Source organism: Nostoc sp., from assembly GCF_036917655.1.
Lineage (GTDB): Bacteria > Cyanobacteriota > Cyanobacteriia > Cyanobacteriales > Nostocaceae > Nostoc.
On sequence record NZ_JBALCY010000086.1, the window covers coordinates 20,533 to 42,811 of the forward strand.

General features: G+C 41.7%; 21 protein-coding genes. 5 read left to right on the forward strand and 16 right to left on the reverse strand.

The annotated features are described in order from the left end of the window. Positions 1-71: 71 nt before the first annotated feature. On the forward strand, positions 72-1,064 hold the full coding sequence (locus V7K30_RS33005; protein ID WP_335006655.1) for a metal ABC transporter solute-binding protein, Zn/Mn family: 993 nt from the start codon (positions 72-74) through the stop codon (positions 1,062-1,064). Positions 1,065-1,158: 94 nt separating this feature from the next. On the opposite strand, the gene V7K30_RS33010 is transcribed toward V7K30_RS33005, so the two are convergent. After that, on the reverse strand, positions 1,159-1,692 hold the full coding sequence (locus tag V7K30_RS33010) for a DUF4330 domain-containing protein (protein WP_335006657.1): 534 nt from the start codon (positions 1,690-1,692) through the stop codon (positions 1,159-1,161). A 392-nt stretch (positions 1,693-2,084) separates the two neighbouring features. Here V7K30_RS33010 and V7K30_RS33015 point away from each other — a divergent pair, with 392 nt between their 5' ends. Continuing rightward, a complete protein-coding gene (locus V7K30_RS33015; protein WP_335006659.1) occupies positions 2,085-2,948 on the forward strand; it encodes a M48 family metallopeptidase in 864 nt (287 codons plus the stop codon). 223 nt (positions 2,949-3,171) lie between these two features. Here the strand turns inward: V7K30_RS33015 and V7K30_RS33020 are convergent, their stop codons facing one another. After that, the gene (locus tag V7K30_RS33020; RefSeq protein WP_335006661.1) at positions 3,172-3,927 is read right to left on the reverse strand and encodes a metallophosphoesterase family protein; all 756 of its coding nucleotides are present in this window, start codon (positions 3,925-3,927) and stop codon (positions 3,172-3,174) included. 253 nt (positions 3,928-4,180) lie between these two features. Between V7K30_RS33020 and V7K30_RS33025 the strand changes: the two genes are divergently transcribed. After that, the gene (locus V7K30_RS33025) at positions 4,181-4,465 is read left to right on the forward strand and encodes a DUF2470 domain-containing protein (protein ID WP_335006662.1); all 285 of its coding nucleotides are present in this window, start codon (positions 4,181-4,183) and stop codon (positions 4,463-4,465) included. Between the two features lie 275 nt (positions 4,466-4,740). Here the strand turns inward: V7K30_RS33025 and V7K30_RS33030 are convergent, their stop codons facing one another. After that, positions 4,741-7,920 carry a plasmid replication protein, CyRepA1 family gene (locus V7K30_RS33030; RefSeq protein WP_335006664.1) on the reverse strand — a complete coding sequence of 1,060 codons (3,180 nt, stop codon included), beginning with the start codon at positions 7,918-7,920 and terminating at the stop codon, positions 4,741-4,743. 338 nt (positions 7,921-8,258) lie between these two features. After that, on the reverse strand, positions 8,259-8,501 hold the full coding sequence (locus V7K30_RS33035; protein WP_335006666.1) for a type II toxin-antitoxin system Phd/YefM family antitoxin: 243 nt from the start codon (positions 8,499-8,501) through the stop codon (positions 8,259-8,261). 113 nt (positions 8,502-8,614) lie between these two features. Here V7K30_RS33035 and V7K30_RS33040 point away from each other — a divergent pair, with 113 nt between their 5' ends. Next, the gene (locus tag V7K30_RS33040; protein WP_335006668.1) at positions 8,615-9,445 is read left to right on the forward strand and encodes a hypothetical protein; all 831 of its coding nucleotides are present in this window, start codon (positions 8,615-8,617) and stop codon (positions 9,443-9,445) included. A 460-nt stretch (positions 9,446-9,905) separates the two neighbouring features. Here the strand turns inward: V7K30_RS33040 and bchB are convergent, their stop codons facing one another. The 7 genes from bchB to rpmI form a co-directional block, all read right to left on the reverse strand. Continuing rightward, positions 9,906-11,432: a ferredoxin:protochlorophyllide reductase (ATP-dependent) subunit B gene (bchB, locus tag V7K30_RS33045; RefSeq protein WP_335006670.1), complete on the reverse strand. Its 1,527-nt coding sequence runs from the start codon at positions 11,430-11,432 to the stop codon at positions 9,906-9,908. Between the two features lie 595 nt (positions 11,433-12,027). Further along, on the reverse strand, positions 12,028-12,597 hold the full coding sequence (locus tag V7K30_RS33050; RefSeq protein ID WP_012411234.1) for a peptidylprolyl isomerase: 570 nt from the start codon (positions 12,595-12,597) through the stop codon (positions 12,028-12,030). Positions 12,598-12,716: 119 nt separating this feature from the next. Continuing rightward, a complete protein-coding gene (locus tag V7K30_RS33055) occupies positions 12,717-14,699 on the reverse strand; it encodes a primary-amine oxidase (protein WP_335006672.1) in 1,983 nt (660 codons plus the stop codon). 108 nt (positions 14,700-14,807) lie between these two features. After that, positions 14,808-15,332, reverse strand: coding sequence for a tetratricopeptide repeat protein (locus tag V7K30_RS33060; RefSeq protein ID WP_335006674.1), 525 nt, complete (start codon positions 15,330-15,332; stop codon positions 14,808-14,810). Positions 15,333-15,451: 119 nt separating this feature from the next. Continuing rightward, positions 15,452-16,267 carry a transporter substrate-binding domain-containing protein gene (locus tag V7K30_RS33065; RefSeq protein ID WP_335006676.1) on the reverse strand — a complete coding sequence of 272 codons (816 nt, stop codon included), beginning with the start codon at positions 16,265-16,267 and terminating at the stop codon, positions 15,452-15,454. A 12-nt stretch (positions 16,268-16,279) separates the two neighbouring features. After that, on the reverse strand, positions 16,280-16,636 hold the full coding sequence (rplT, locus tag V7K30_RS33070) for a 50S ribosomal protein L20 (RefSeq protein ID WP_069069781.1): 357 nt from the start codon (positions 16,634-16,636) through the stop codon (positions 16,280-16,282). A gap of 22 nt (positions 16,637-16,658) precedes the next feature. Continuing rightward, entirely contained in the window at positions 16,659-16,856 is a 198-nt protein-coding gene (rpmI, locus tag V7K30_RS33075) for a 50S ribosomal protein L35 (RefSeq protein ID WP_109007939.1), read from the reverse strand. A 113-nt stretch (positions 16,857-16,969) separates the two neighbouring features. Here rpmI and V7K30_RS33080 point away from each other — a divergent pair, with 113 nt between their 5' ends. After that, positions 16,970-17,503: a GrpB family protein gene (locus V7K30_RS33080; RefSeq protein WP_335006678.1), complete on the forward strand. Its 534-nt coding sequence runs from the start codon at positions 16,970-16,972 to the stop codon at positions 17,501-17,503. Between the two features lie 56 nt (positions 17,504-17,559). Here the strand turns inward: V7K30_RS33080 and V7K30_RS33085 are convergent, their stop codons facing one another. The 5 genes from V7K30_RS33085 to V7K30_RS33105 form a co-directional block, all read right to left on the reverse strand. After that, a complete protein-coding gene (locus tag V7K30_RS33085; protein ID WP_335006680.1) occupies positions 17,560-18,402 on the reverse strand; it encodes a 2-isopropylmalate synthase in 843 nt (280 codons plus the stop codon). Between the two features lie 125 nt (positions 18,403-18,527). Beyond that, a complete protein-coding gene (locus tag V7K30_RS33090; RefSeq protein ID WP_335006681.1) occupies positions 18,528-20,588 on the reverse strand; it encodes a ribonuclease catalytic domain-containing protein in 2,061 nt (686 codons plus the stop codon). A gap of 304 nt (positions 20,589-20,892) precedes the next feature. Continuing rightward, positions 20,893-21,108, reverse strand: a complete 216-nt coding sequence (rpsR, locus tag V7K30_RS33095; protein WP_012411240.1) for a 30S ribosomal protein S18 — start codon at positions 21,106-21,108, stop codon at positions 20,893-20,895. A 2-nt stretch (positions 21,109-21,110) separates the two neighbouring features. Beyond that, entirely contained in the window at positions 21,111-21,305 is a 195-nt protein-coding gene (rpmG, locus tag V7K30_RS33100) for a 50S ribosomal protein L33 (protein WP_335006682.1), read from the reverse strand. 43 nt (positions 21,306-21,348) lie between these two features. After that, positions 21,349-21,906: an RDD family protein gene (locus V7K30_RS33105; RefSeq protein ID WP_335006683.1), complete on the reverse strand. Its 558-nt coding sequence runs from the start codon at positions 21,904-21,906 to the stop codon at positions 21,349-21,351. Between the last annotated feature and the right edge of the window lie 373 nt (positions 21,907-22,279).

The following is a 22,279-nucleotide window of genomic DNA, read 5'->3' on the forward strand; positions in this document are numbered from 1 at the left end:
TTGTCCCTGATATTTTACTAATCCGTTACTGATAATGATTATATTTTCAATACATCCAGTAGGAGGTGAGGATGTCAAAAAAATTACCATCAACTAATTTGTTCCGAGCTATTCTTGTTGCCTTGACGATTGGATTTGTTGGCTGTGGAAATCAAGCTGCAAGAACCGCATTCACTGAGACTAGCACCCAGGTAAATGAGAATCTTCCCCAAGTCGTTGCCACTACAAGTGTATTATGTGACTTAACCAGACAGGTTGCCGGGAATACTGTTAACCTCACCTGCTTAATTTCCCCTACAGCCAACCCCCAATTTTATAAACCAAAACCGGAAGATCGTAAAGCCATTGAGCAAGCTAATCTTATTCTTTATACTGGTTACAATTTTGAACCAAATCTGATCAAATTAATTAAAGCAACTAAAAACACTGCACCGAAAATAGCCGTCGGTCAACTGGCAGTGCCTAAACCACAAAAATTTCAGGTAGGCGGTAAGAATGTAACTGATCCTCATCTTTGGCACAATACCAAAAATGCTATCAGAATGGTGAAGATAATTAATAGTAACCTGAGAAAATTAGAATCTAGTGATACAGAGGTTTATACCAGCAATACCAAAAAAATTATAAATGAACTCGCTCAACTAGATAGCTGGATTAAGTCAAGAATTGCGAGTATTCCTGCCAAAGAACGCAAGTTAGTTACAACCTCTGATGCACTGAGTTATTACGCCAAAGCATATGGTATTTCATTAGCAGGGGGATTACAAGGTATTAGTACTGACCAGAATCTGACACCTGCACAAGTGAAAATTTTGGTTACAAATATTAAACTGGCTAAAGTGTCAACAGTTTTTCCTGAGGCGGCAATTAACCCTAATTTGCTTCAATCTGTAGCAAGAGTTGCTGAAGTGAAAATTTCTCGCAGGAAGTTATATGCTGAGGGACTTGGTGAACCAGGAAGCGAGGCGGACACTTATCAGAAAATGATGATTGCTAATACACGAACAATTGTAGAAGGGTTAGAAGGGACGTATTTAATGTTTGAACCGAAAGCTGCTCAGTAGTTATAACCTCAATTTAGTAATCTGATAAACCGAGTTTTGTAGATTCTAGAAAGTTCGGTTTATCAGGCTATTTTAGAAGAGGAAAATGTAAATGCTATTTGTCTTTTAACCTGATATCAATAACAGTTGCATTGAAGTTGTAGTTAAAGCCTTCCAACTCAAATGGCATTCCAATTTTCACTTTACTGTTACCGATAACTGGGCCATTCTCAGTGACCTGGGCTTTGCCATCTAAAGTCAAAATCAAATCTGTACTAAAATTATTGGTCTTCGGATCTGGCAATTCTTTAACAGTACCATCAGGTTGGGGAATATTGATTGTTCTAGGTAGCTGTTGAACGGATTTAATCTCAATCTCCCCATAGGGTTGATTGCGGATAATCACATTAGTTTTGCCGCCTTTTTTGAATCCGTTATTGAATAATTGTTGAGGGTCACGGACATTTAAACCACGGACGACTAAATCTACTTCTATGGGTATTGTTTTTGCACCGACTTGGGCAACAGAACCAGAAGTGCCAGGGAAGACAAAGATGCCAAATATAACTAGCAGAATTACCAGCGCAGCACCTAAATCTAAGAGGTTGATTTTGCCGAACAAACGACCTTTTGAATCTAAAATAGCCATAAAAAATTTTCCGAGGTAATAGCGAAGTAATTGATTGTAGCAAAAAGGTTTTCGATAGGAATAGCAATTTTCCCTATTTGGTAATAACTCAAAGCGCCTGGGCGTTGCGGTTATGCGACAGTTTATCACGAGTTCGTAAGTTTGGAGTGACGGCAGCTAACCCTCAAACTTTTGCCAGTTAAGACTGACGCACCCAGAAAGTAATATCTAGTGTTTAAGCCTATCTCTAAAGGGAATTTTTAACCCCCGCAATTGGGTAGATTTGCCTAAACATTAGCTGTATAACAACTCTTTTGGTCTAGAGTTAAGAATGCAACTTAGAATACTCTAAATCCGTCTCATAATTTGTCCCATCATTTTACGTCCTCCTAAAATAATATTCAGTGCAAATTATGTTCAATTGGAAAGGTTTTGTTGCAAATTACCGTGTGTGGCGGCGTAGCTGGTTTTATCCTTTAATTTCGGTGGTAGTTGCCCTGAGTCTGTGTCTAAGTACACCCTTGCCTGGAAGAACTTTAGACTTCTTGCCTCTTCTACTCCAAGGAGTTCAGGCATTTCAGCTTTCTAATATATCCCCTAACCAAGAAGTTGATCTTGGTAAGCAGATTAATCAGGAATTAGTCGGCAGTCAAGTCCGGCTTTACCGGAATTCTGAAGTTAATCGTTATGTGGAACAAGTTGGTCGGCGTTTAGCAGCAAATAGCGATCGCCCCGATCTCCCCTATACCTTCCAAATAGTTCAAGATGACAGCATCAATGCTTTTGCTACCTTGGGTGGCTATGTCTATGTCCACACAGGTTTGCTGAAAACCGCAGACAATGAAGCGCAACTAGCAAGTGTACTCGCCCATGAAATTGGTCACATTGGCGGGAAACACGTAGTCAAACAGATGCAGCAAAAAGCGCTCGAAAGTGGTCTATTATCAGCTGCTGGCTTAGACCGGAGTACGGCGGTGCAAATTGGTGTCCAGTTAGCGCGAGACTTGCCACGCAGTCGTAAAAATGAATTTGAGGCTGATCAAAGAGGATTAAGAACTTTGACACGGACTGGTTATGCTCAGTCTGCAATGGTTTCTTTTATGCAAAAGCTGCTGAAAAAGGGTGGTTCTGCTCCGACATTTTTGAGTACGCACCCCGGAACCAGCGATCGCATTGATGCGCTCAGAAATGCAATCAACTCTCAACCTAGTAATGGAAGTTATGGCTTGGATAAAGCTAGTTATAAAGCTAATATTCGACCATTAGCGAAGTCTTGAGGGTATTGGGCATTGGGTATTGGGCATTGGATATTGGGCATTGGATATTGGGCATTGGATATTGGGCATTGGATATTGGGCATTGGATATTGGGCATTGGATATTGGGCATTGGATATTGGGCATTGGGCATTGGTTATTCCCCTTGTCCCCCTTGTCTCCCTCATCCCCCTTATCCTGTGTATCTGCCCACTCCCCCTCATCCCCCTGATCTCAGATGATGCTCAATTCTTGTTGCGGCGATCGATTTTGATTTTGGCTGGATCAACTCTGATCACCACATCTTCTAAAGGCAGGGCACGGAGATAGTTTTTAAAAATGTTAACTTGATAAACCAAGTTATTCGTGACATCCAGTCCAGTCAACCAGCCACTCCGAGGATGATAAGCGCCAGTATCTATGTCTAGCCATCCCTGTCCTTGTGCCAGTTTACCAGGAGAAACACCCGGCAGAGTAAAAGTAATGGTGTGACCGATGATAATTAGTTTATCTGGGAAGTAGGGTTTTTCAATACTATGAAATTCCTCTCGTATCCAACACAGTTGATCGGCAGTTTGTTCTGTCACCAACTTGGAAGGGTCAACACCAGCATGAGTTAACCAAATATCCCCCAAGTCGAGATATGTAGGCAAACTCTTGAACCAATCCAGATGGTCATCAGGGATTGGAGCCTCGTGGTAACTGGCTACGGTAGCTTGCCCTCCACTGTACAGCCATGCTTGCATTGTCGGGGAGGAGGTTCTTTCATTGGTCAAAATGTTTAATAACATTTGCTCATGATTTCCCAGCAAACATGGGTAGTTATTTCGCTTGACAAAATTAACTACTTGTGCACTATGAGGTCCGCGATCAATTAAGTCTCCCAAAAAATAGACTTGATCGTCTGAGGTGGGGGCGATCGCCTCCAACAATGTCATCAAACCTTCATAGTGACCATGCACATCCCCAATTACAATTCGTCTGGGGCTAATTTCGCTCATTGTCTCTTAGCTTCAATAGTTTTGGCTAATACTTCTGCTACAGTTTAAGCTGTCTGCTTTCCGCAATGAAAGGTAAAAATACTGAATAAGTTTTATTTTAATTTAATTATTATTCCAGAAATAAAATTAATTTATAATGGTAAAGGGGTAAAACTCATAGTCTTGAGTGCAAAGAAAGAAAATCAGCAAATTTCATTCACGTTGTTAGCTTAAAATTTAAGCTGTTACTGTATTGCTCATTTTCAATCTCACAATGTCAAAGGATTTCTCTGCTGATATTAGTTCGCGCATCTGCAAGCATATGAATGATGATCATACTGATGCCATAGTTCTTTATGCTAAGGCTTTTGCCGGTATAACAGATGCGATCGCAGCAAAAATGCTGTCAATTGATACACAAGGTATGGATTTAACAGCGCAAGTCAATGGGGAAGCTGTGCCAGTTCGCATTCAGTTTGATCATGTTTTAGCAGATGCAGAAGATGCCCATCAAACTTTAATTGCGATGGTGAAGCAGGCGCGGGTGAAGGCAAAGTAGAAATTGGCATAAGTAATTCGGCGGGAATAAATTAAACTATGTGTTTTGCAATGTAAAATTATTGTAATTGAATTCATAGTAAGGACTTTAGTCCTCTCTACGAGACGCTATGCGAACACTACGAAGCTTTAATTATTTCCGCCGTCCTAACTTAAGTAAAATATAGCGATCGCTTCCATTTATTAAGGTTGTGATGGTTTCTCACAATCTAGATTTTCTAAAGCAATCGTACTTATCAGAGCAACAACCAAATCTGAAAGATTGAATGTCTCAAATTAGTCGTGGGTATAAGCCCCGACTGTATTCGTCTCCTTTACCTCTTCCTTGATTACTGCGGCATAAGGCTTGGTTTGGATAATTTCAAACTTCCAGTCTGAAGAATAATCAGGCAACTCATAGCCAACACTTTTAATATGAGTCAACATCAACTCATCTCGTTGATGCCAAACTGCAAATATTCTCTCTCTGCCATCATAAAGCGTTTCTAGGTCGATTTGATAAACCTCATTTACCCGCTTTAGTTTCAAGCCCAACAAATTTAACAGTCGGCTGAGTATTTTTAGTGCCGAAACCTGCTCTTTATCTCCGACTAAGTTAATACCAAGCGCTCTTTTAATATGCTTACTATGTTGAAAAACAACATTTTTCAGCAATATCAAATCTGGACTACTCTCAGTAAACTCCCGTTCTGCTTCAAGAAACTGAAGCATTCCCAAGGCTCTCATCGCCTCAACTTTGAGCGTGTAAGTTTTTAAATCTGGTAGAAAAACTTTCCCTTCACCCCAAGACAATTGCTGATGCCATTCTTGCTGGTCTCTGACGTGAAAATACTCACTTTCGTGAGTTAGATAATAATGAATTAACAGTTGACGGTAATATCCTTGGTCATCCTGTAATTTCAACCAAGGAGTAACTTCTCCACCATACCTTTGTCTGAGAACATATTTATTGATTTGGTTGCGTTCTCCATCAGTCAGAGAATGTTTCACTAATAGCTGCTCATATTCTACATAATCGATATCTTTAGCATTAGCTACAGCAGTTGCTACCGATAGTTGATTTTGCTGCTTAATATCTTTAATTTTGCGTTTAATTTCTTTAGCTTTTTGACGGCTTTGCGCCCAATCTTTTTGAACTTTGACAATTTCTAAAATTAATCTTCTCCGGGTAGCTAAATCATCAGCGTCAGTTGCCAAAAAGGCCAAGCGTAAATCTCGAATAATATTATTGTGAACAGCATTACTCCGCATCTGAATTTGATGCCCATCCGCAATCAAACCGTCTTGCATCGATTGACGATAGAGGCGGATAGAAGCATTTACCCGTGCAGATAACTTGGCCCAAGTTCGCAAATGAATCGGGTCATGAACTAAAGGTAAATCCACATCTATTTTATGTAGTGGACTAAGCAAAGCTAAGTTTTCTTTTTGATTTTCTTGATACCAATCAGATAGCAAGCGATAATTTGTACTACCACTACCAATTAAGCCAATACCTCGTTTAGCGCACCAGACAACACGCGGCACATCATCCCGCACTCTCGCTAATGCTTGTCTTGCTTCCGAGTCAGGAATTACCCCTTGAAAAATACCATAAACTCGGTCGAAATGTTGGACATCAATACTAATTCCCGTACCAAGGCTAGGGGTAACAAAAACGCCGTCATATTCAGAGATTTTTTGATTGATAGCGGCGATAAAATCAACCGCTTCATGTCCAGGTGTGTTTGTAGTGTGGCTACTAACTACTAAGGTTTTGGGATATTGCCGTCGTAATTTTTGTAAGCGTTCTTTAAGATAACGTTCAATTGTTTCACAACTGTAACGCCCAGCGCGACTATCAGTAGTAACGTAACATTTACGTCCAGCAAGTAAATCTAATTCCAGTTGGTGAATTAGCGGTGTTGGGTTTGGCGAATCATAAAAAGTTACGTCCCAACCTTGCTGAGGTTTCCACTGGTTGAGAACTACCCAAGGTGTTAATTTAATTCCTGCCAATCCGTGTAAATATTCAAGTGACACATCTGATAAATCAGCATCTTGGGCAATTACTAACCCCCCAGTTGTTAAAACTGTGGAGATTAATTGCTGGAATAATTTTAATATTTTTACACGTTTATGTTTACAAGTATTACTGTTTAATAGATGCCATAAAGATTGCTCTACTTCATCCAAAATTACTATTGCCCCGCGCCAATTTTCCGGGTTAAGTTTCCAAATCGAATCAACACACAAGCCGAGGGACTGCTGAGGAGAGAGTGAGCGGAGGATGGGAGGAGCGGGGGTAAGTGTTTTATCAATCCTTTTCTCCCCATCTTCTTTATGTGTTCCCCATTGAATACCAATTTTTTCACACAAAAATCTTCCTAGTAGAATTCTGTGAGTAATTAACAAAACGGGTTGATTTCTGCTTTTTGCTTGCTGAACAACGGTTTGCAGTGCTGTTGTTTTACCCGTTCCTTTTGCTGATTTGACTCCTACTAATCCAGACGTGGGGAAAGGTATTTCACTTATATAAGGGCGATTCAAGGTGAGAGCAGCAGGAATAGTTAACTCAGTGTGGGGTTTGGTTTGAGCAAGATAAATTTCTAAATCAACACTTTGGCGATAAACTTTCTCGAAACTAGTTGCACCTTTCGCAACGATAAACTCATCAACCCCTTTTTCTATTCCTGGAAGTTCGATAATTTTAACATTGCATTTTTCTTGCTGGAATAAACAACCAAGTTGAGAAATAGCATTATTTACAGCAGCAATTGTTTTAGGTTGAGTTTCAAAATCAAAGCAAATATAAAAGCTACGCTTTGTAATTGCAAACGCTGCTAAGTCGGGAATTAGCTGACGACGGGTAACTTTGCCAAATTCGTCTTTAACAACCCGATAACCACTGGTAATTCCGGGAATAGCAATAGCTGCATATCCTTGTGTCAACAGCGTTGCTGCTTTCTTCACACCCTCGCAGAGAATGAGGGGAATGTTCTGTTGCATCACCCATTGCCAAAAGCCTCTAGCTTCACAATCAGCAGTAATGGTGATATTGTCAGGCATGACCAGATTGTAACGTTCAGCGACTTGCTGCCACACTTGCAGCGTTACCCGCAAACAAAACACCCGCGTTGGCGTGCTTGGGGGATGCTCGTATTTGATGGACTTACCATTGTGATTCTGTCGGGGTTGGTTTGGCTTAAAGCATCCCCATTCCATCATTTGCCAATTATTGAAAGGGTCTAGCCCGGAACACCACCAACCACCTTCAGTAATATGAGCATAACGCTGCAACCATCCAGCTTTCACCATACCAGTATTGGTGCGCGGGAGTAGCTCAGAAATCAATAGGTACTCATAAGCCGTTACGCCTTGGAGTGACTTAAAATTGAGTTGCACTAAGTGTAAGTCTATACCACTACTCTTGACTAATTCTTCAAGGTGTTGGGGGTGTGAATAGTGCAGATGCATAGGGTAAGACCAGAAAGCAAGACGATGAGATTAAAAGATTAACATGCATCTGCTTTTTTTCTATAAGAGATATTGCGAGGCTTTTATGATGCTTTTTTTACTTCGTCACGGGAGACACATCGGTTAAGCCTCTAGTGGGTTATTCTGCCTATTAGATCCCCGAAGTAATAATTATGTATTGTGATATTTGTTCGATTTTAATTTTTATTTATCAGTAAATTTCTGCGTAAAGGAATGCGATCGCTCGAAGGGTTGCCGCAAGACATCGCTATAGGGTAACATCTTACAAAATAAGCTTTGTCACGATTCGTAAACGCACAGTGGCTTGTCGCTATGTGCTATTTCAGTTTTAAAGTTCTAGCTTTTGCTCTTTCCAAAGCAGTTAACAGACGGACTGCATTTTTAGGTGAACGAAGTAAATGAGATGTTTCTAGTAAACTATCTAGTTCATCAACAGCAATTAGGGCGACGCTTTCGCCTTCTTGTCGGGTAATAATTACCACTTCTCTATCTTCAACTACTTGAGCGCAGAGTTCGGCTAGGTTGTTACGAGCATCAGTCAAGTTTGTCTGGTTGGACATGGTGGGAGATTTCCTAATGCTGTAGGCTTTACAGTACATAATAACTTGACTGGTTATTAGCTAAAATCAGTATTGATAAGTGCTTCAAACTTATAAGTATCTAGCATACAACGATGAAAGAACCTACGGACACAAAAAAACAGGAATATCAGTTGATTAGCGACTATCTAGCCCAACTACCCTCCGACAAACTACTATCTCAAGCAAAGACCGACGAGCAACGAATCGAGTGGTTGAGGTTAAGGCTTAACTATGGATTACTATCAGTATTTTGGAAAGAAAGTCATTCTATCCGACATAATCCATTTGACGTTATTGCTGATAATAAGCAAATTGACCCTCATATTTGTGAACACTACCGACGATGGATGAACTATCTGATGGGTTTATGGAAATTGGTACAGGTTGTTGTTGTTGAACCGCAATTTGAAGAAAAATATCTAAAAGCAAACTTACCTTTTAAGTATCCTTTCCAATCTCCTTTGGAAATGTTCTTCGCCTTTTTGGAAGAAGAAGCAGAAGATGAGTTTTTACCTTGTCTACAAAATCATTATGAGAAATCACTTCCAAAAATAAAAGAAATAATTAACTCAGGCAAAAAATCTCATCTAGTAGAAAATCAAGATGGAACGACAAAGTTAGTTCTTGAGGAGCAACGTAATTCAATAGAAATTAAGAAATATAAATCATTAGAAAAGAGTCATTTTGTTAAAGAAAGACGTTGGTACTTTCTTTTTATTACTTTTTGTCGAAGGGAGTCAAAGTCAAATCGACGGATTAAAGAAAATTTTGATACCTTTATGAACACATTTTACGAATTTCATAACCATATAGCTACTTCAATTCGTAAGAGAGAATCAGCTACCTGGGAAAAAAGCTACTCTTATGCTTGGAAAAAGGGTACAAAGGTCTGTGCTGGTAAGGGTGGTGCTTATTCTGCTTAACAATTATTCATATCTTTGACACACTTGATAGGCCCACTAAGAAAAAGCTTTAGTCTGAAAACTATAAATTTAGTGGGTCTTTAACCTATGAATAAAAACAATGGAATTGCTTTTTTTCAGTCTTCACCCTCTTTTTTCCAAAAATGGGAATACGACTTTTATGGTCAAAATACAGTGGTGAAGGTAGAAAAACAGCAGGGGCTGCTTGTCTTTTCTAATCTAACTAATCCTCCAACATCACTCCCACCCGCAGTTTCAATCCCTATATTGATGTATGGAGGAATTGCAGTAGCCGTAATCCTTTCAATGAGTTACTTTTCCCAAATCCAATTGAAGTTGATTACTGAACTAATCAAAACACTAAACAGAAGGACTAGGTAATTTTCTGGCTTTACTTAATTCATAAAAATATCAGCAGTCACTCTTAGAAGTTGACTGCTGATATTGTTAAGTCCCGAAATTAAGCCCCGACAGATTCCTTGGCGGCGTATAATACCTCAGCGTTGATTTCTTTGAAACCGCGATCGCGCGCAAATTTTTCAGTATTACGCTTCACTTTACCTCGCACAAATCCAGGAATCTTATTCAATTCTGCTTGACCATCTTTTGTCCAATTCAAATCAGAATCAGCAGAAATTCCCCTAGTAATAACTTCTTTGGTATCATGACCACCAAAGATTTCTAATAGGTGATCTTCCATTCCCAAAGTGAAGGAATTGTAGATCAAATCTGTAATCTGATTCGTGCCTTCGTAACCCATAAATGGTTTGTAACCAATGGGGAAGTTTTGGACGTGGATTGGTGCTGCAATTACGCCGCAGGGAATATCCAAACGCTTACCAACATGGCGTTCCATTTGGGTGCCGAAAATGGCGGAGGGTTCGACACGAGCGATCGCATCCCCAATTGCACCATGATCTTCGGAAATTAGCACTTCATCGCAATATTCGCTAACCTGTTCGCGGAACCAGTCTGCATCATATTTACAGTAAGTACCAGCCCAAACAACATGAATCCCCATTTCTCGCGTCAAAATCTTAGTAATGGCGGCGGCGTGGGTGTTGTCACCAAAAACCACAGCTTTTTTGCCAGTCAAGTTTTGACAGTCAATCGAACGGGAAAACCAAGCAGCCTGAGATACATGCAAGGTTTGTTCATTGATGAAGTTTTCGTAGTCAACTTCTGCACCTTGGGCGTTGATTACCTGCTGAATCTTGCGAATACAACGGGCAGTTTCCACCACACCCATTGGAGTAATGTCTATATAAGGTGTGCCGAATTGTTCTTCTAGGTAACGAGCTGTGGTTAAACCAAGTTCACGGTAAGGCACCAGGTTAAACCAGGCTTTGGGCATCTTCTTCAAGTCGTTCACCGAAGCACCTTCGGGAATTAAGGTATTTATCTCAATCCCCAAGTCAGCCATCAGCCGTTTCAGTTCGGTGCAGTCGTGATTATTGTGGAAACCGAGGGTGGTAGTACCGATAATGTTAACTGAGGGTTTTGCTGTTTTGCCCTCTGGCAATTCGCCCCGCTTCCGGGCTTTTTCAATGTAATATTGAACGATTTGATCCAAAGTGCGATCGGCGGCTTGGAGTTCGTTGTAGCGGTAGTGGTTCACATCCGCCAGCATTACGTCTCCTTTAGCTTCCAGTTGCGCCCGTTCGACAAAGTTGTGCAGGTCTTCTTGCAAAATGCTAGAAGTGCAGGTGGGAGTTAAGACAATCAGATCCGGGTGTTCCTCGGCATCCTTGCGGATGATGTTATCAACCACCTTCTCTTGAGAGCCGCGTGCCAAAACGTTGCGGTCAACAACACTGGTTGTCACTGGAGTGAAATCCCTCTCCCGCGATAGCATGGAGCGCATGACGTTAAAGTAGTCATCGCCAATGGGGGCGTGCATGATCGCATGAACATTTTTAAAAGAGCTAGCGATTCGCAGAGTGCCGATGTGGGCTGGGCCTGCATACATCCAGTAAGCCAATTTCATGTTTGTGTTCTCCCTTTTCAACAGAAATAACACGGAGTCCGATAAGAGTGGACTATAAGTGCTTGATTATTATTAAATCGTTTCTGATTGTCTCAAAAGTTGTATCCCTGATGAAGTGAAGAGTTGTAAGGGTTTTAACTGCGGTATGTAGACGTAGGCATCGCTCAAACCTTGTTCCTGATTAGAATCTAGCTTCTGAATTTAACAAGATTACTGTTGCTTTTTTAAAATAAATCTTAATTTTTCGGCAAATTTGTTTTCTATTTGGGGCGGTGTGTTATACAAAATTCTGTATGAAAATGGGCTAAATCATATTTAAGTACAAGAAAAAAGAAAGAAAAACGAACCGTGTTCGTGTAGTGTCTCGTAGAGAAGGACGCATAGACGCGGAGCGGCTTCCCGCAGGGTAGGACACGAAAGAAAGAATTTAAAAGGGTTTGGCGCAGCGTGACAAAGAAAAGGTATTAACTATCACCAATCAATTTAGAAAATTTTAGGACTTACGCATCGGATGATTCCCTTTACATTTTGAAATCTTAAAACTACCATTTCCCTAAAATCATGAGACATATAAATTTTAGGGAAATGGCTTTAATTACTGCCGAAAAATTTCTACTTTTTGTAACACGACCTCTTGATTCGGACGATCTCTAGTCGTAGGTACATTGGCGATCTTGTTGACTATATCTAGACCTTGGACAACTTCACCAAAAACACTGTGTTTGTTGTCAAGGTGAGGCGTTGGTGCTTCTGTAATGAACCATTGCGAACCATTTGTACCGCGTCCGGCATTAGCCATCGACAGGATACCTGCACCAGTGTGTCTCAATTCAGGATGAAACTCATCCTCAAATTGATATCCTGGTCCACCAGTACCCCAACGACTGGCTGTATCTAGATAACGACTCAGGGGATCGCCACACTGAATCATAAAATCTGGGATGACCCGGTGAAAGCGAACCCCATCGTAAGCTGGAGTTCCCTTACCAGATTCACCAGTTTTAGGGTCTTTCCAGTCGATTGTTCCGGTTGCTAGACCAACAAAATTTTTGACGGTGTTGGGGGTTCGCTCTTCTTCCAAACGAACTACGATTTCACCCAAGGAAGTAATTAAACGAGCGTGCAGCTTGCCATTACCGGGAATATTAATTTCTGGAAAGTTCATTAGATATCCTACTTTAACAAGTGCCAGTATTTGACCTATATAAGTTTATCAGCATTCAAGTTGCTCCCTTTAGACATGACAAAAAAACTGAAGGAAGGAAACTTAAGCCAACAAATATTTTACTCAGGTAAATTTATCGCTGGATTCCGGCTAAAGAATCCTCTAGGTACTAGCTTAAATCCAACTTGGTGAACAGGCATCACAGGCCAATCCTCCGATCGCGGAATATGAGTTACGCCCATTGTGTACCACAGCACGAGATCTTCACCCGTCAAGGATTCATCGTCTGCAATATATTTTGGTAAACCCTGTCCTGGTTGAGTCTGGTTAGGATAATCGCCGCCAGCATAAAGTTCAGCAGGTTTATATTTTGTTACCCAAACGTGATGAGTCGCAAATTCTGCTCGTTGACGGATTTTCGAGCCTTCTACTGGGAAAAACATGGAATTTCCACCAGGCATCAGCATATATCCAGGTGCAGCCCCTAGCGGATTTTTCTTATCTGCACTCACAATCATCCATTCCCGACTGCTTTTCATATCCAAATCGCGCACAGCAGTAGTTTCTTTTGTGAGTGGGGTTTCTGCAACTGCGATCGCATTTCCTAATGGATTTTTCTCACCCATCGGCAAAGCTTTCACGTTCATTTCCATCACAGAATTAGCTTGACCATCGACATCGAAATCTAGGCGGTAGTTGAAAAAATGCTGGTGATTTACTCCGAAGATATTCTTAGCAATCAACCGACCATAGAAATTATCATCAGATTGCTTTTCAGAAGCCGTTCCCTGCGCCAGCACGATACCCGTTAATTCATTTTGGACTTCCAAAGTCCCATCTTGGTGAAAGATCCAATTGATGCTGTAATCATAGTTGTCAACGGCCGCAGTCATTGTCATGACTAATTCTCGACTGCGATGGACATCATTGCGCTGAGTATTATACTCATAGTGCTTCCACAGCATTCCGTTATCGCGCTCATAGATACCGATAACCCCTGGCATTACATAAGGTTCTCCCTGCTCATTACCAAATACAGCATCCAGCAAAAGACCGTTTTCGGGAATTTCCTTACTCAACTCCATCGTATTTGCTAGCAAACCAAGGTTATATTCTCCAACATCAAAGGCATTTCTAAATGACCAAGTAGGCTCAGGATCGCCATAAGGTACTACCATCTCCGATAGGCTAGCGCGGTATAAAACTGGTCGGATATTTTCTCCGTCTTTGTGCGTCACTTGGTACAGCACCAATCCACTGCGGGGATGCATTAAATAGCGAAACTTCCAACCTTGCCAGCTAATTTCATTGTCTTTGATCTGGAAACTTTTACCATTCGGTTGGAGAATCTTTAAGACTTTAGGCGGTGAAAGTAATTTGCCCAAAGACTTTAAATCATAGTTCCAGTTTTCTTTGGAAAAAGGAACTATCCGCCTATCCACGAAACTGGAAATTTTACCTGTGTTCAAATTGACGGTTCCCAATATTCCTTCAATTGGACTCCCGTAATAATTCCAGCGATTGCCCTTGTAGTAGAATAAACCCCGACAAAGACGGTTTCCTGCTGCTTCTTCCTGTTTACTCAGGATTCCTGGTGCCCAACAACTGATTTTGACTTGGTTGAAATCTGTAATTCCCCGCTTTCGCATCGCTGTTTGCCATCGGGAATCGGATTTAAAAGCTTGAGTTGCAAGTTCATATTCTGAAGCGACGATCGCAGGTTGAACAGACGGTATTTCTTTCCAGGAATTTAAAGTTTTGCTTGTCAGATCAACAATTCCCTCAAAGGTTTTGTTTTGCGATCGCTCATAGATTACCAAAAAAGCTTTTCGCTGGAAGAGTTTACCCGGTGTAAAATTTAGAACTTCTTCTTTATCTGGTTCTTGTAAAGCAATAAGTGGAAAAGCTGCCATTTCGCTCAAAGTTTTTTCTCTTTTGATGACCGAAACAGCTGTACTAATTTCTGCCTCTGTTAGCGAAGTGAGAGGATGGGAAATCGAAGGCTGTTGAGCCGTCAATATTCCAATTAGTCCGAGTGAGATAGAAATAACGACAATGATGGGAATAGCTAGCCACAAAAAACGCTTTAGCCGCTTAATCATCTTTTACATTTTTACAAAAGACTTATAGTTATCTATTTCTAAGCCGAAGCCTGAAACCCGATAAATTAAGAAGCTAAAGCTAAATTAATTTGCTAACAGTATCAGCAATTACGCAGAAACTAAACGACGTAAAGATTCAGCACGGCGTTTAGCAATAGAGTTATTTGGAGCAAATTTTAGTGCTTCTTCGTAACTTTGTAACGCCTGAGTAGTTAACTTTTTTTTCTCGTAAGCGTGTCCGAGATTATTCAACCCTGTTACGTAGTCTGGTTTAGATTTTAGGGCTTCTTTATACTGACGAATTGCGAGGTCATATTGCTCTTGGGTAAAATAAACGTAACCCAGACCGTTGTAAATGGGGGCAATATTTTCTTCTCCCTCTTCTGGGGCAGCTTTAAGAGCTTTTTGAAACAGTGCGATCGCTTGGGAATACATTTTTTTGTCTGAATAAATACTGGCTAACTCGTAATATTCTTGAGTCGTACCCTTTTCTTTTTCTAACTTCTTTCGCAATCTTGCAAAGGAGCCTTCAATCTTGCGAGTTTTGAAAATCTGGCGAAAAACACCCACGGCTGCAATTGTGAGTATTACCACCAAAATTGAGAGATAAACAACGGCTAGACTGTTATCCATTGCTGCAAATACAAATATTAAAAATTGCTTCTGTAATCTATTATCAGCTTATTGGCCATGATGGAGATCAGGATAATTATCCTAACTCCTGTACAGACGCGATTAATCGCCTCTCTCTTTTACGGTAAACCCCAATATTCAGAGCGTTGCTGGAGCCAACCTTGTTCTAAGTAACGAGCGATCGCTTGATTCACCTTTCGTCTTAACTCATCGTACTGCAATCCCTTGGGCATGACTACAGACAAGGGTTCAGTTGATAGCTTGGTTGGCAGTAGCCGATATTGGGGATATTGTTGCACCCAACCACTCAGAACGCTAGCATCTGCGGCAAAGGCTACGGCGGCATTACTTTCTATTTTTTCTCGCGCTTCCTCATAGGAATCCACTCCTACTAACTCGGCATTTGGCACATAGTACCGCACTTTAGCAATGGTACTGGAGTTATTCAGGACGGCAATTTTTTGTTTTGCCAAATCACTCAACTGCTGCACAGAGGCATCTTTTGTAACTAATACAGTGCCATCCAAATAGTAGGGAACACTGAAACTAACTATACGGCTGCGTGACTCGGTTGCTGTCACCCTAGCGATCGCAAAATCAACTTTCTTATCTAAGACTACAGACAAGCGATCGCGATTCGCTACAGGTTTCAATTTTACAGCCCCTGCTTTCCCAACCAAGTCAAGTGCCAAGTGCTGTGCCAAGTCAATTTCTAGTCCTTGCAAATTGCCACTGGCATCTTTAAATCCCAAGGGACGCAAGTTATCTTTGACGGCAACAGTTAGATAGCCGTGCTGCTGAATTTCTGGCATTTCGGCGGCAGATGCAGTGAATCCTGTCCCCACTAGGGAAAAGCAAGATATCCAAAAAATAGTGGCGGATAATACCAGATGTAACCGAGTAATTACTTGCCATCTGTTACATCTGTTATGCATCCGTGGCCACCTTTATCCTTTAGCTTGATTTGCTAGTTCAGCGACTTTGCCGAAGCTAGCTGGATCGAGGACTGCCAATTGTGCCAACATCTTGCGATTTAGTTGGATATCAGCTTTTTTCAAGTTCCCGATCAACTGGCTGTAACTTAAGCCGTGTTGCCTGGAAGCAGCGTTGATGCGCGTGATCCAGAGGCGACGAAAATCGCGCTTTTTCTTTTTGCGATCGCGGTAAGCACTCCGTAGTGCCTTCATCACTTGTTGGTTGGCAGTTCTAAACAGAGTTGAGTGGGAACCGCGAAAACCTTTAGCTAGTTTGAGAATTTTATTGCGGCGCTTCCGAGCTACATTACCGCGTTTTACCCGTGTCATAACTTATTATTTCCTGAAGGACTTACAAATATGGGAGCATCAAGCGCACGTTGAGTTCATCGCGTTCATGTACAAGCGCACTCTGGCGCATACTACGCTTTTTGTCAGAAGATTTGTGTTCTAAAAGGTGGCTTTTGAACGCTTTCCGACGGACGATTTTGCCGGTGCCGGTGGCACGGAATCGCTTCGCTGCGGCTTTACGAGTCTTGAGTTTAGGCATGGTATAGCTTTAATTCGACACGATCCATTATTATACTAATAAAATTGCTTGAATGGAAATTAAGTAAACGATTTAACCAATCACGACTGCTGTAGATAAAATTAATTTCACCTATGGATGAGGTCAATATAGTCGAATATGACCCAGGTTGGCAGACTTTGTTTACAGAAGAAGCCGCGCGTATTTGGCAGGCACTAGGCAATGACTTAGTTGTGCAAATTGAACATATTGGTAGTACGGCAGTACCAGGAATGGCAGCCAAACCAATTATTGATATTATGGTAGGAGTGCATTCCTTAGTAAATGCAAAATCTGCTGTTCCGATATTGGAGTCCTTGGGATACGTTTATTGGCGTGAAGATCCGCGTCCTGGACGGATGTTTTTTGTGAAAGGAATGCCACCATACGGAAAACAACGGACTCATCATGTTCACATAGTCGAGGTTGAGAGCGAATTTTGGGAGCGCAAGCTATTTTGCGACTATCTGAGAAGACATCCTGAAGAGGCGAAACTATATGAAGCTTTAAAACGCGATTTGGTGGTAAAATTTCGGAGCGATCGCGAGGCTTATACCAATGGTAAAAATGACTATATCCGGGCTGTGATGTCAAAAGTACGGTGTGAGGAGATGGGGAAAAAACAGTGAGCGAGTTCAATCACTACGGATAAAATTTTAGCAACCAGTTCAAGACTTACTATTAACTATTTTCCCTTTCCAATTCCAGTTATTTGAAAAATAAACTCTGCTGCTTTACTCATTAACAAAGTATCAATATCAATTTGATAATTCCCCTGTTTTAAAACCTCAATCATAACTTTATTTAAATCTGCATTACCTTTTCTCGCACCCAAACCATTAATTGCACATTCAATTTGCCTCACGCCACAACTTAAAGCAATGATTGAATTATCTATCGCCATGCCCAAATCATCATGACAGTGTACTGAAACGACAGCTTGATCAATATTTGGGACTCGATTAAAAATCATTTGCAGAAGTTGCGAAAAATCTTCTGGCGATGCCAAGCCTAAGCTATCAGGAATACTAATAGTATTAGCACCACTATTAATTGCAGTTTCAATAGATTTACACAAAAAATCTGGCTCACTTCTGGGAGCGTCAAAAGCACTCCATTCTACATCATCACAGTAATTGCGTGCTAGAGAAACACTCTGTTTGATTGTTGCTAATACTTCTTCTTTGCTGAGTTGAGATTGATTTTTAATATTTACCGGAGTATAAGTATGAATTCTACCTCTTATAGCTGGTTTAATTGCTTCAGCTAGAGTCATTATCTCATTGGGACTGGAACTTGCTAGTCCACAAATAGTAGATTTTTTAATTATTTTAGAAATATTAAAGACTTCATCAAAATCTTTTTGAGAACTTCCTGGATAACCAACTTCAATAATATCTACTCCCATTTTTTCGAGCAATTGGGAGATGGTGATTTTTTGTTGCAAATTCATTTTGACACCAGGCGTCAATTCTCCATCACGCATGGTGGTATCAAAAATAATTACTTTGTTATTCTTTGTTAACATATTCCGAGATCAAGCGATCGCTTATATCAAATGCAATTTGAAGGGATATCCTCACTTAAAAAAACTGTCTCTAAATCCCGATAACCACTGACCCTATATCCTAACCGACAGAGGTTAGAGCAAGGTTAATTCGCTGCTGTTTGAGCTTCTTGATAAATTATTTCTTGAAACTGGATCATATCTTTTTGTGGATCAGCGTGGCTAACTTTCACCACTATCTGTTCGCCCAAGTTCACAGAACGTTTGAAAACCATTGGTAACTGCAAGCCCAAATCTTCTAACAAAATTAGAGCCAAGTTGCTGTCTTCCCGCAGCCACATCAACACTGTTACATCCCAAGTTTCCTCTGGATGACGGCGTAAATACTCTAAAGCATAATATCTATTAGTTTGCCGTTCTACCATCGTCACCTCTTGGGTGATGCTGGTGACAGTCATCATCACTTCTTTAAGTTGATCTGCGGAAAATGGCAGAACTTCACCCCGCAAATGGGCTTTAAGTTGGAAGTGGGTAAGCAAGTCACTGTAGCGGCGGATGGGAGAGGTTGCTTGAGTGTAAGTATCCAAACCTAAACCAGCATGGCGCAGAGGCGTAATGCTCATTTCACTCTTGGGCATACAACGACGCATAGCGCAAGCCCGAACGAATCCGGCTGGAAGTAGGAGTAATTCTTCTTCTGGGGGTAATTCCGGTTGGGGCTGACCGCGAAAGGGCAAAGGTATGTTATGAGCTTTACCATAACGAGCCGCAACTTCACCGGCAAGAATCATCATTTCTGCTACCACTTGCCGTGATGGGGAATCGTCCAAAATGTCAATGTTGATCTCATCACCTTTGACTTTGATCATCGCTTCGGGCATAGTGATGCTAATTGCCCCTTGATCGTAACGCCAAGCTTTGCGCTTCTTTGCCCAAGTGGCGATCGCTGCAATTTCCGGTTCTGCTTGTACCCTTAATTGCAGCATTTCATCTACATCTTCGTAGGTGAGGCGATAAGTCGGCTTAATCAAGCTGGTATGAATGCTGTAGTCTTCTACCGCCCCAGTTGTACCTAAAACAATCCCGAAACTGAGGGCGCAACAAACCCGTCCCTGGATCAGACTCATTGGCCCAGTAGCCAATACTTCTGGGAACATAGGAATCATTCCCGTAGGTAAATAGACTGTACTACCCCGCTTTCTGGCTTCCAAATCTAATTCATCTTCCGGCACTAACCATCTAGTGGGATCGGCGATATGCACCCACAGGCGTTCCCGTCCATCGGCGAGTACTTCCCAACTCAGACCATCGTCGATCTCTGTAGTAGTTTCATCATCAATGGTGTAGACCTTCAGGTGAGTCAGATCAAGGCGGTTTGTATCTGAGTCAATTGGCGGGAAATCCAAACGCTGTTGCGCCACTTCTAATACCTTATTAGGAAACTGAATCGGAATTGAAGAACGACGCAGGAACAAGTTTTCATAAGGACTCCAGTAACCCAAATCCACCAGCAGTTGAAAGGCTCCTTGGGGTGTTGTGGGTCGTCCCAGCATGGTCATAGTTTCTAATACTGGAGCGCTGGGCGGATAAGCGCGAGCCAAGGAGTCATAATTAACCCCCGTCCGCACGGTGTCAGCTATCAGCGCTGCGTATTTTTCTAGTCCTTCTAAGCGCTGGCGATCGTGGCGCCCCCACTCTACCACTTCACCTTGGAGCGCCTGCTCTACACGAGTTAAAAATTCCTGCTGTCCCTTAGCTTTTAGTGCCTCTACTTCCAGTTGGTGCTTGCGTTCTGCTACCTGAGCAGCAGTTCTCGGCTCGTAAGCGTCTCCTTTTTGCTTGAAATAGAGTTTATCGTCTGATAACAAGCAATAGGCGGCGTAACAATGAGGGGTGGCTGATTCAGAAAATAGCAGATTCGCCATTTGGTCTGAGGTGACTGTTTCCCCATCTTCAACCAGTAATTCCCAAGCCACTTCTAAACTAGATGGGTCTAAATAAGGCTTGACCTGCTCCAAAAAGCTGGCAATCTCAGAGGGCTTGTAAGTCTGTCCGGTAACTGTATAAGTTATTTGTCTAGGCGCGAGGCTGTGGGATTGACCACGTTCGTCTACCACAAACCAGCGGGTTTTACCGTCTGGACGTTCTACGATGCCCAGACGGCGATCGCCTTGAACCCTAAATTCAACTAACGTCCCCTTCTCCACAACTCTCGCACTCTAATAATTTTAGATTTTAGATTTTGGATTTTGGTGAAGCAGCGCGGTCTTCTCCCAAGGGGAGACGCCAAAGGCGATGGGGCTTTCCCCCATGAGCGACTGCTGAACCCGAAGGGATTTTATAACTGGTGTTTATTAAATCCTAAATCCAACCATTTTCCATGCAGCAATCTATTTTACACTCTCTTTTTCAGATTTGAGATTTTGGTTTCAGAAAGATAAAGCCAAATGTTTATTTCAATACAGCTTCTCTTTATAATCCAAAATCTAAAATCCAAAATCCAAAATTGCTCTAGCCTTCCGCATTGATAAATGGCAACAAAGCCACAATCCGCGAACGTTTAATTGCTAATGTCAACTCTCGCTGTTGCTGAGACGTCAGCCCAGTAATTCGACGTGGCAGTATCTTACCCCGTTCGGTGACAAACTTACGCAATAAATCAACATCTTTATAATCGATTGGTTCTCCCGGCTTGATCGGAGAAAGGCGACGACGGAAATAACTCATCTTTACTTAATTTCCTTGTGAAGGGTATGTTTGTTGCAGTGGGTACAGAACTTTTTCAGTTCTAGTCGGTTAGTGGTGTTGCGGCGATTCTTGGTACTGGTATAACGTGAAACACCAGCAGAACGCTTGTCTGAATTTGTCCGACACTCAGTACACTCTAGTGTCACAATTATGCGGGCACCTTTACTCTTAGCCATAATCTTACAAACAGTGAAGCCTGAAGAGAATTAACACAAATGACTATCTTCTCACATTCCGCCGCATATTTTCAACTAATCTTTTGACTTTTATATCGAGCGAGTAGCCACGACGCGACGAAACTATGAAAGTTCCGCAGTAGCGATCGTGTAAAGCCTGCCGCATCTGGGCATCAGAGAAGGCAGTCCCACAATCAATTGCTAGGGGAAGTACTAGCAGTATAGCAGTGGGATTGGCTCTAATATTGCTTAAGGCAATTGACACTAAAAGGGCACCCAAGCCGATGATCGCCTCTCGCTTCAGCAGTGAGGGCAAATCTGGAATTCTACCCATTACTTGCCCATCTTCGACTGACAACACCTTTAAATCGAACGCCCAACGCCCTAAACTTTGCCCTTGATTGTTATATACCAGTAGCACCCGCAAAACCAGCCAAAGTATTACGAAAACTAAAATTTCAACAAATTGAATACCGATATCGCCGCCTCCCAGTAGGGAACTGACTAACCAGACACCAAGGAAATCAAGTCCCAATGCCATACCTCGTCGCCCAATCTCAGCCTTGGGATAGTGTTTTTGAGGAACTCGTTCGATTGTCATACAAAACAAGTATTTTTATTTAGGGGTTGGGAAATAATGATTGCTCCTGTTTTTAATATTAAGATGATGACTTGGCTACTTGCTGCGCTGTAAACGAACAAAAACCAGCCAACAGAAATTTAGGCAACTGCCAACTGCACGACTCAAGAATAGGATTAAGCAGTTATAGCGGTTCTCATACCCTGCGGAAAGCCGATTGCAGCCGACAGTGACTAAACAATGTCGTTTGTTTGGTATTCGCTATGCTATGCCTTCGGTAACTGTGATTGCGCGTTGGCGTAGCGTGTCCGTTTACGCAGCCCGAAGGGCTTAGGATGAGAGTGCAGTGCCTTTAAGCGATCGCCAAATCTCCCTCGCTTATCTTTGTCAAACT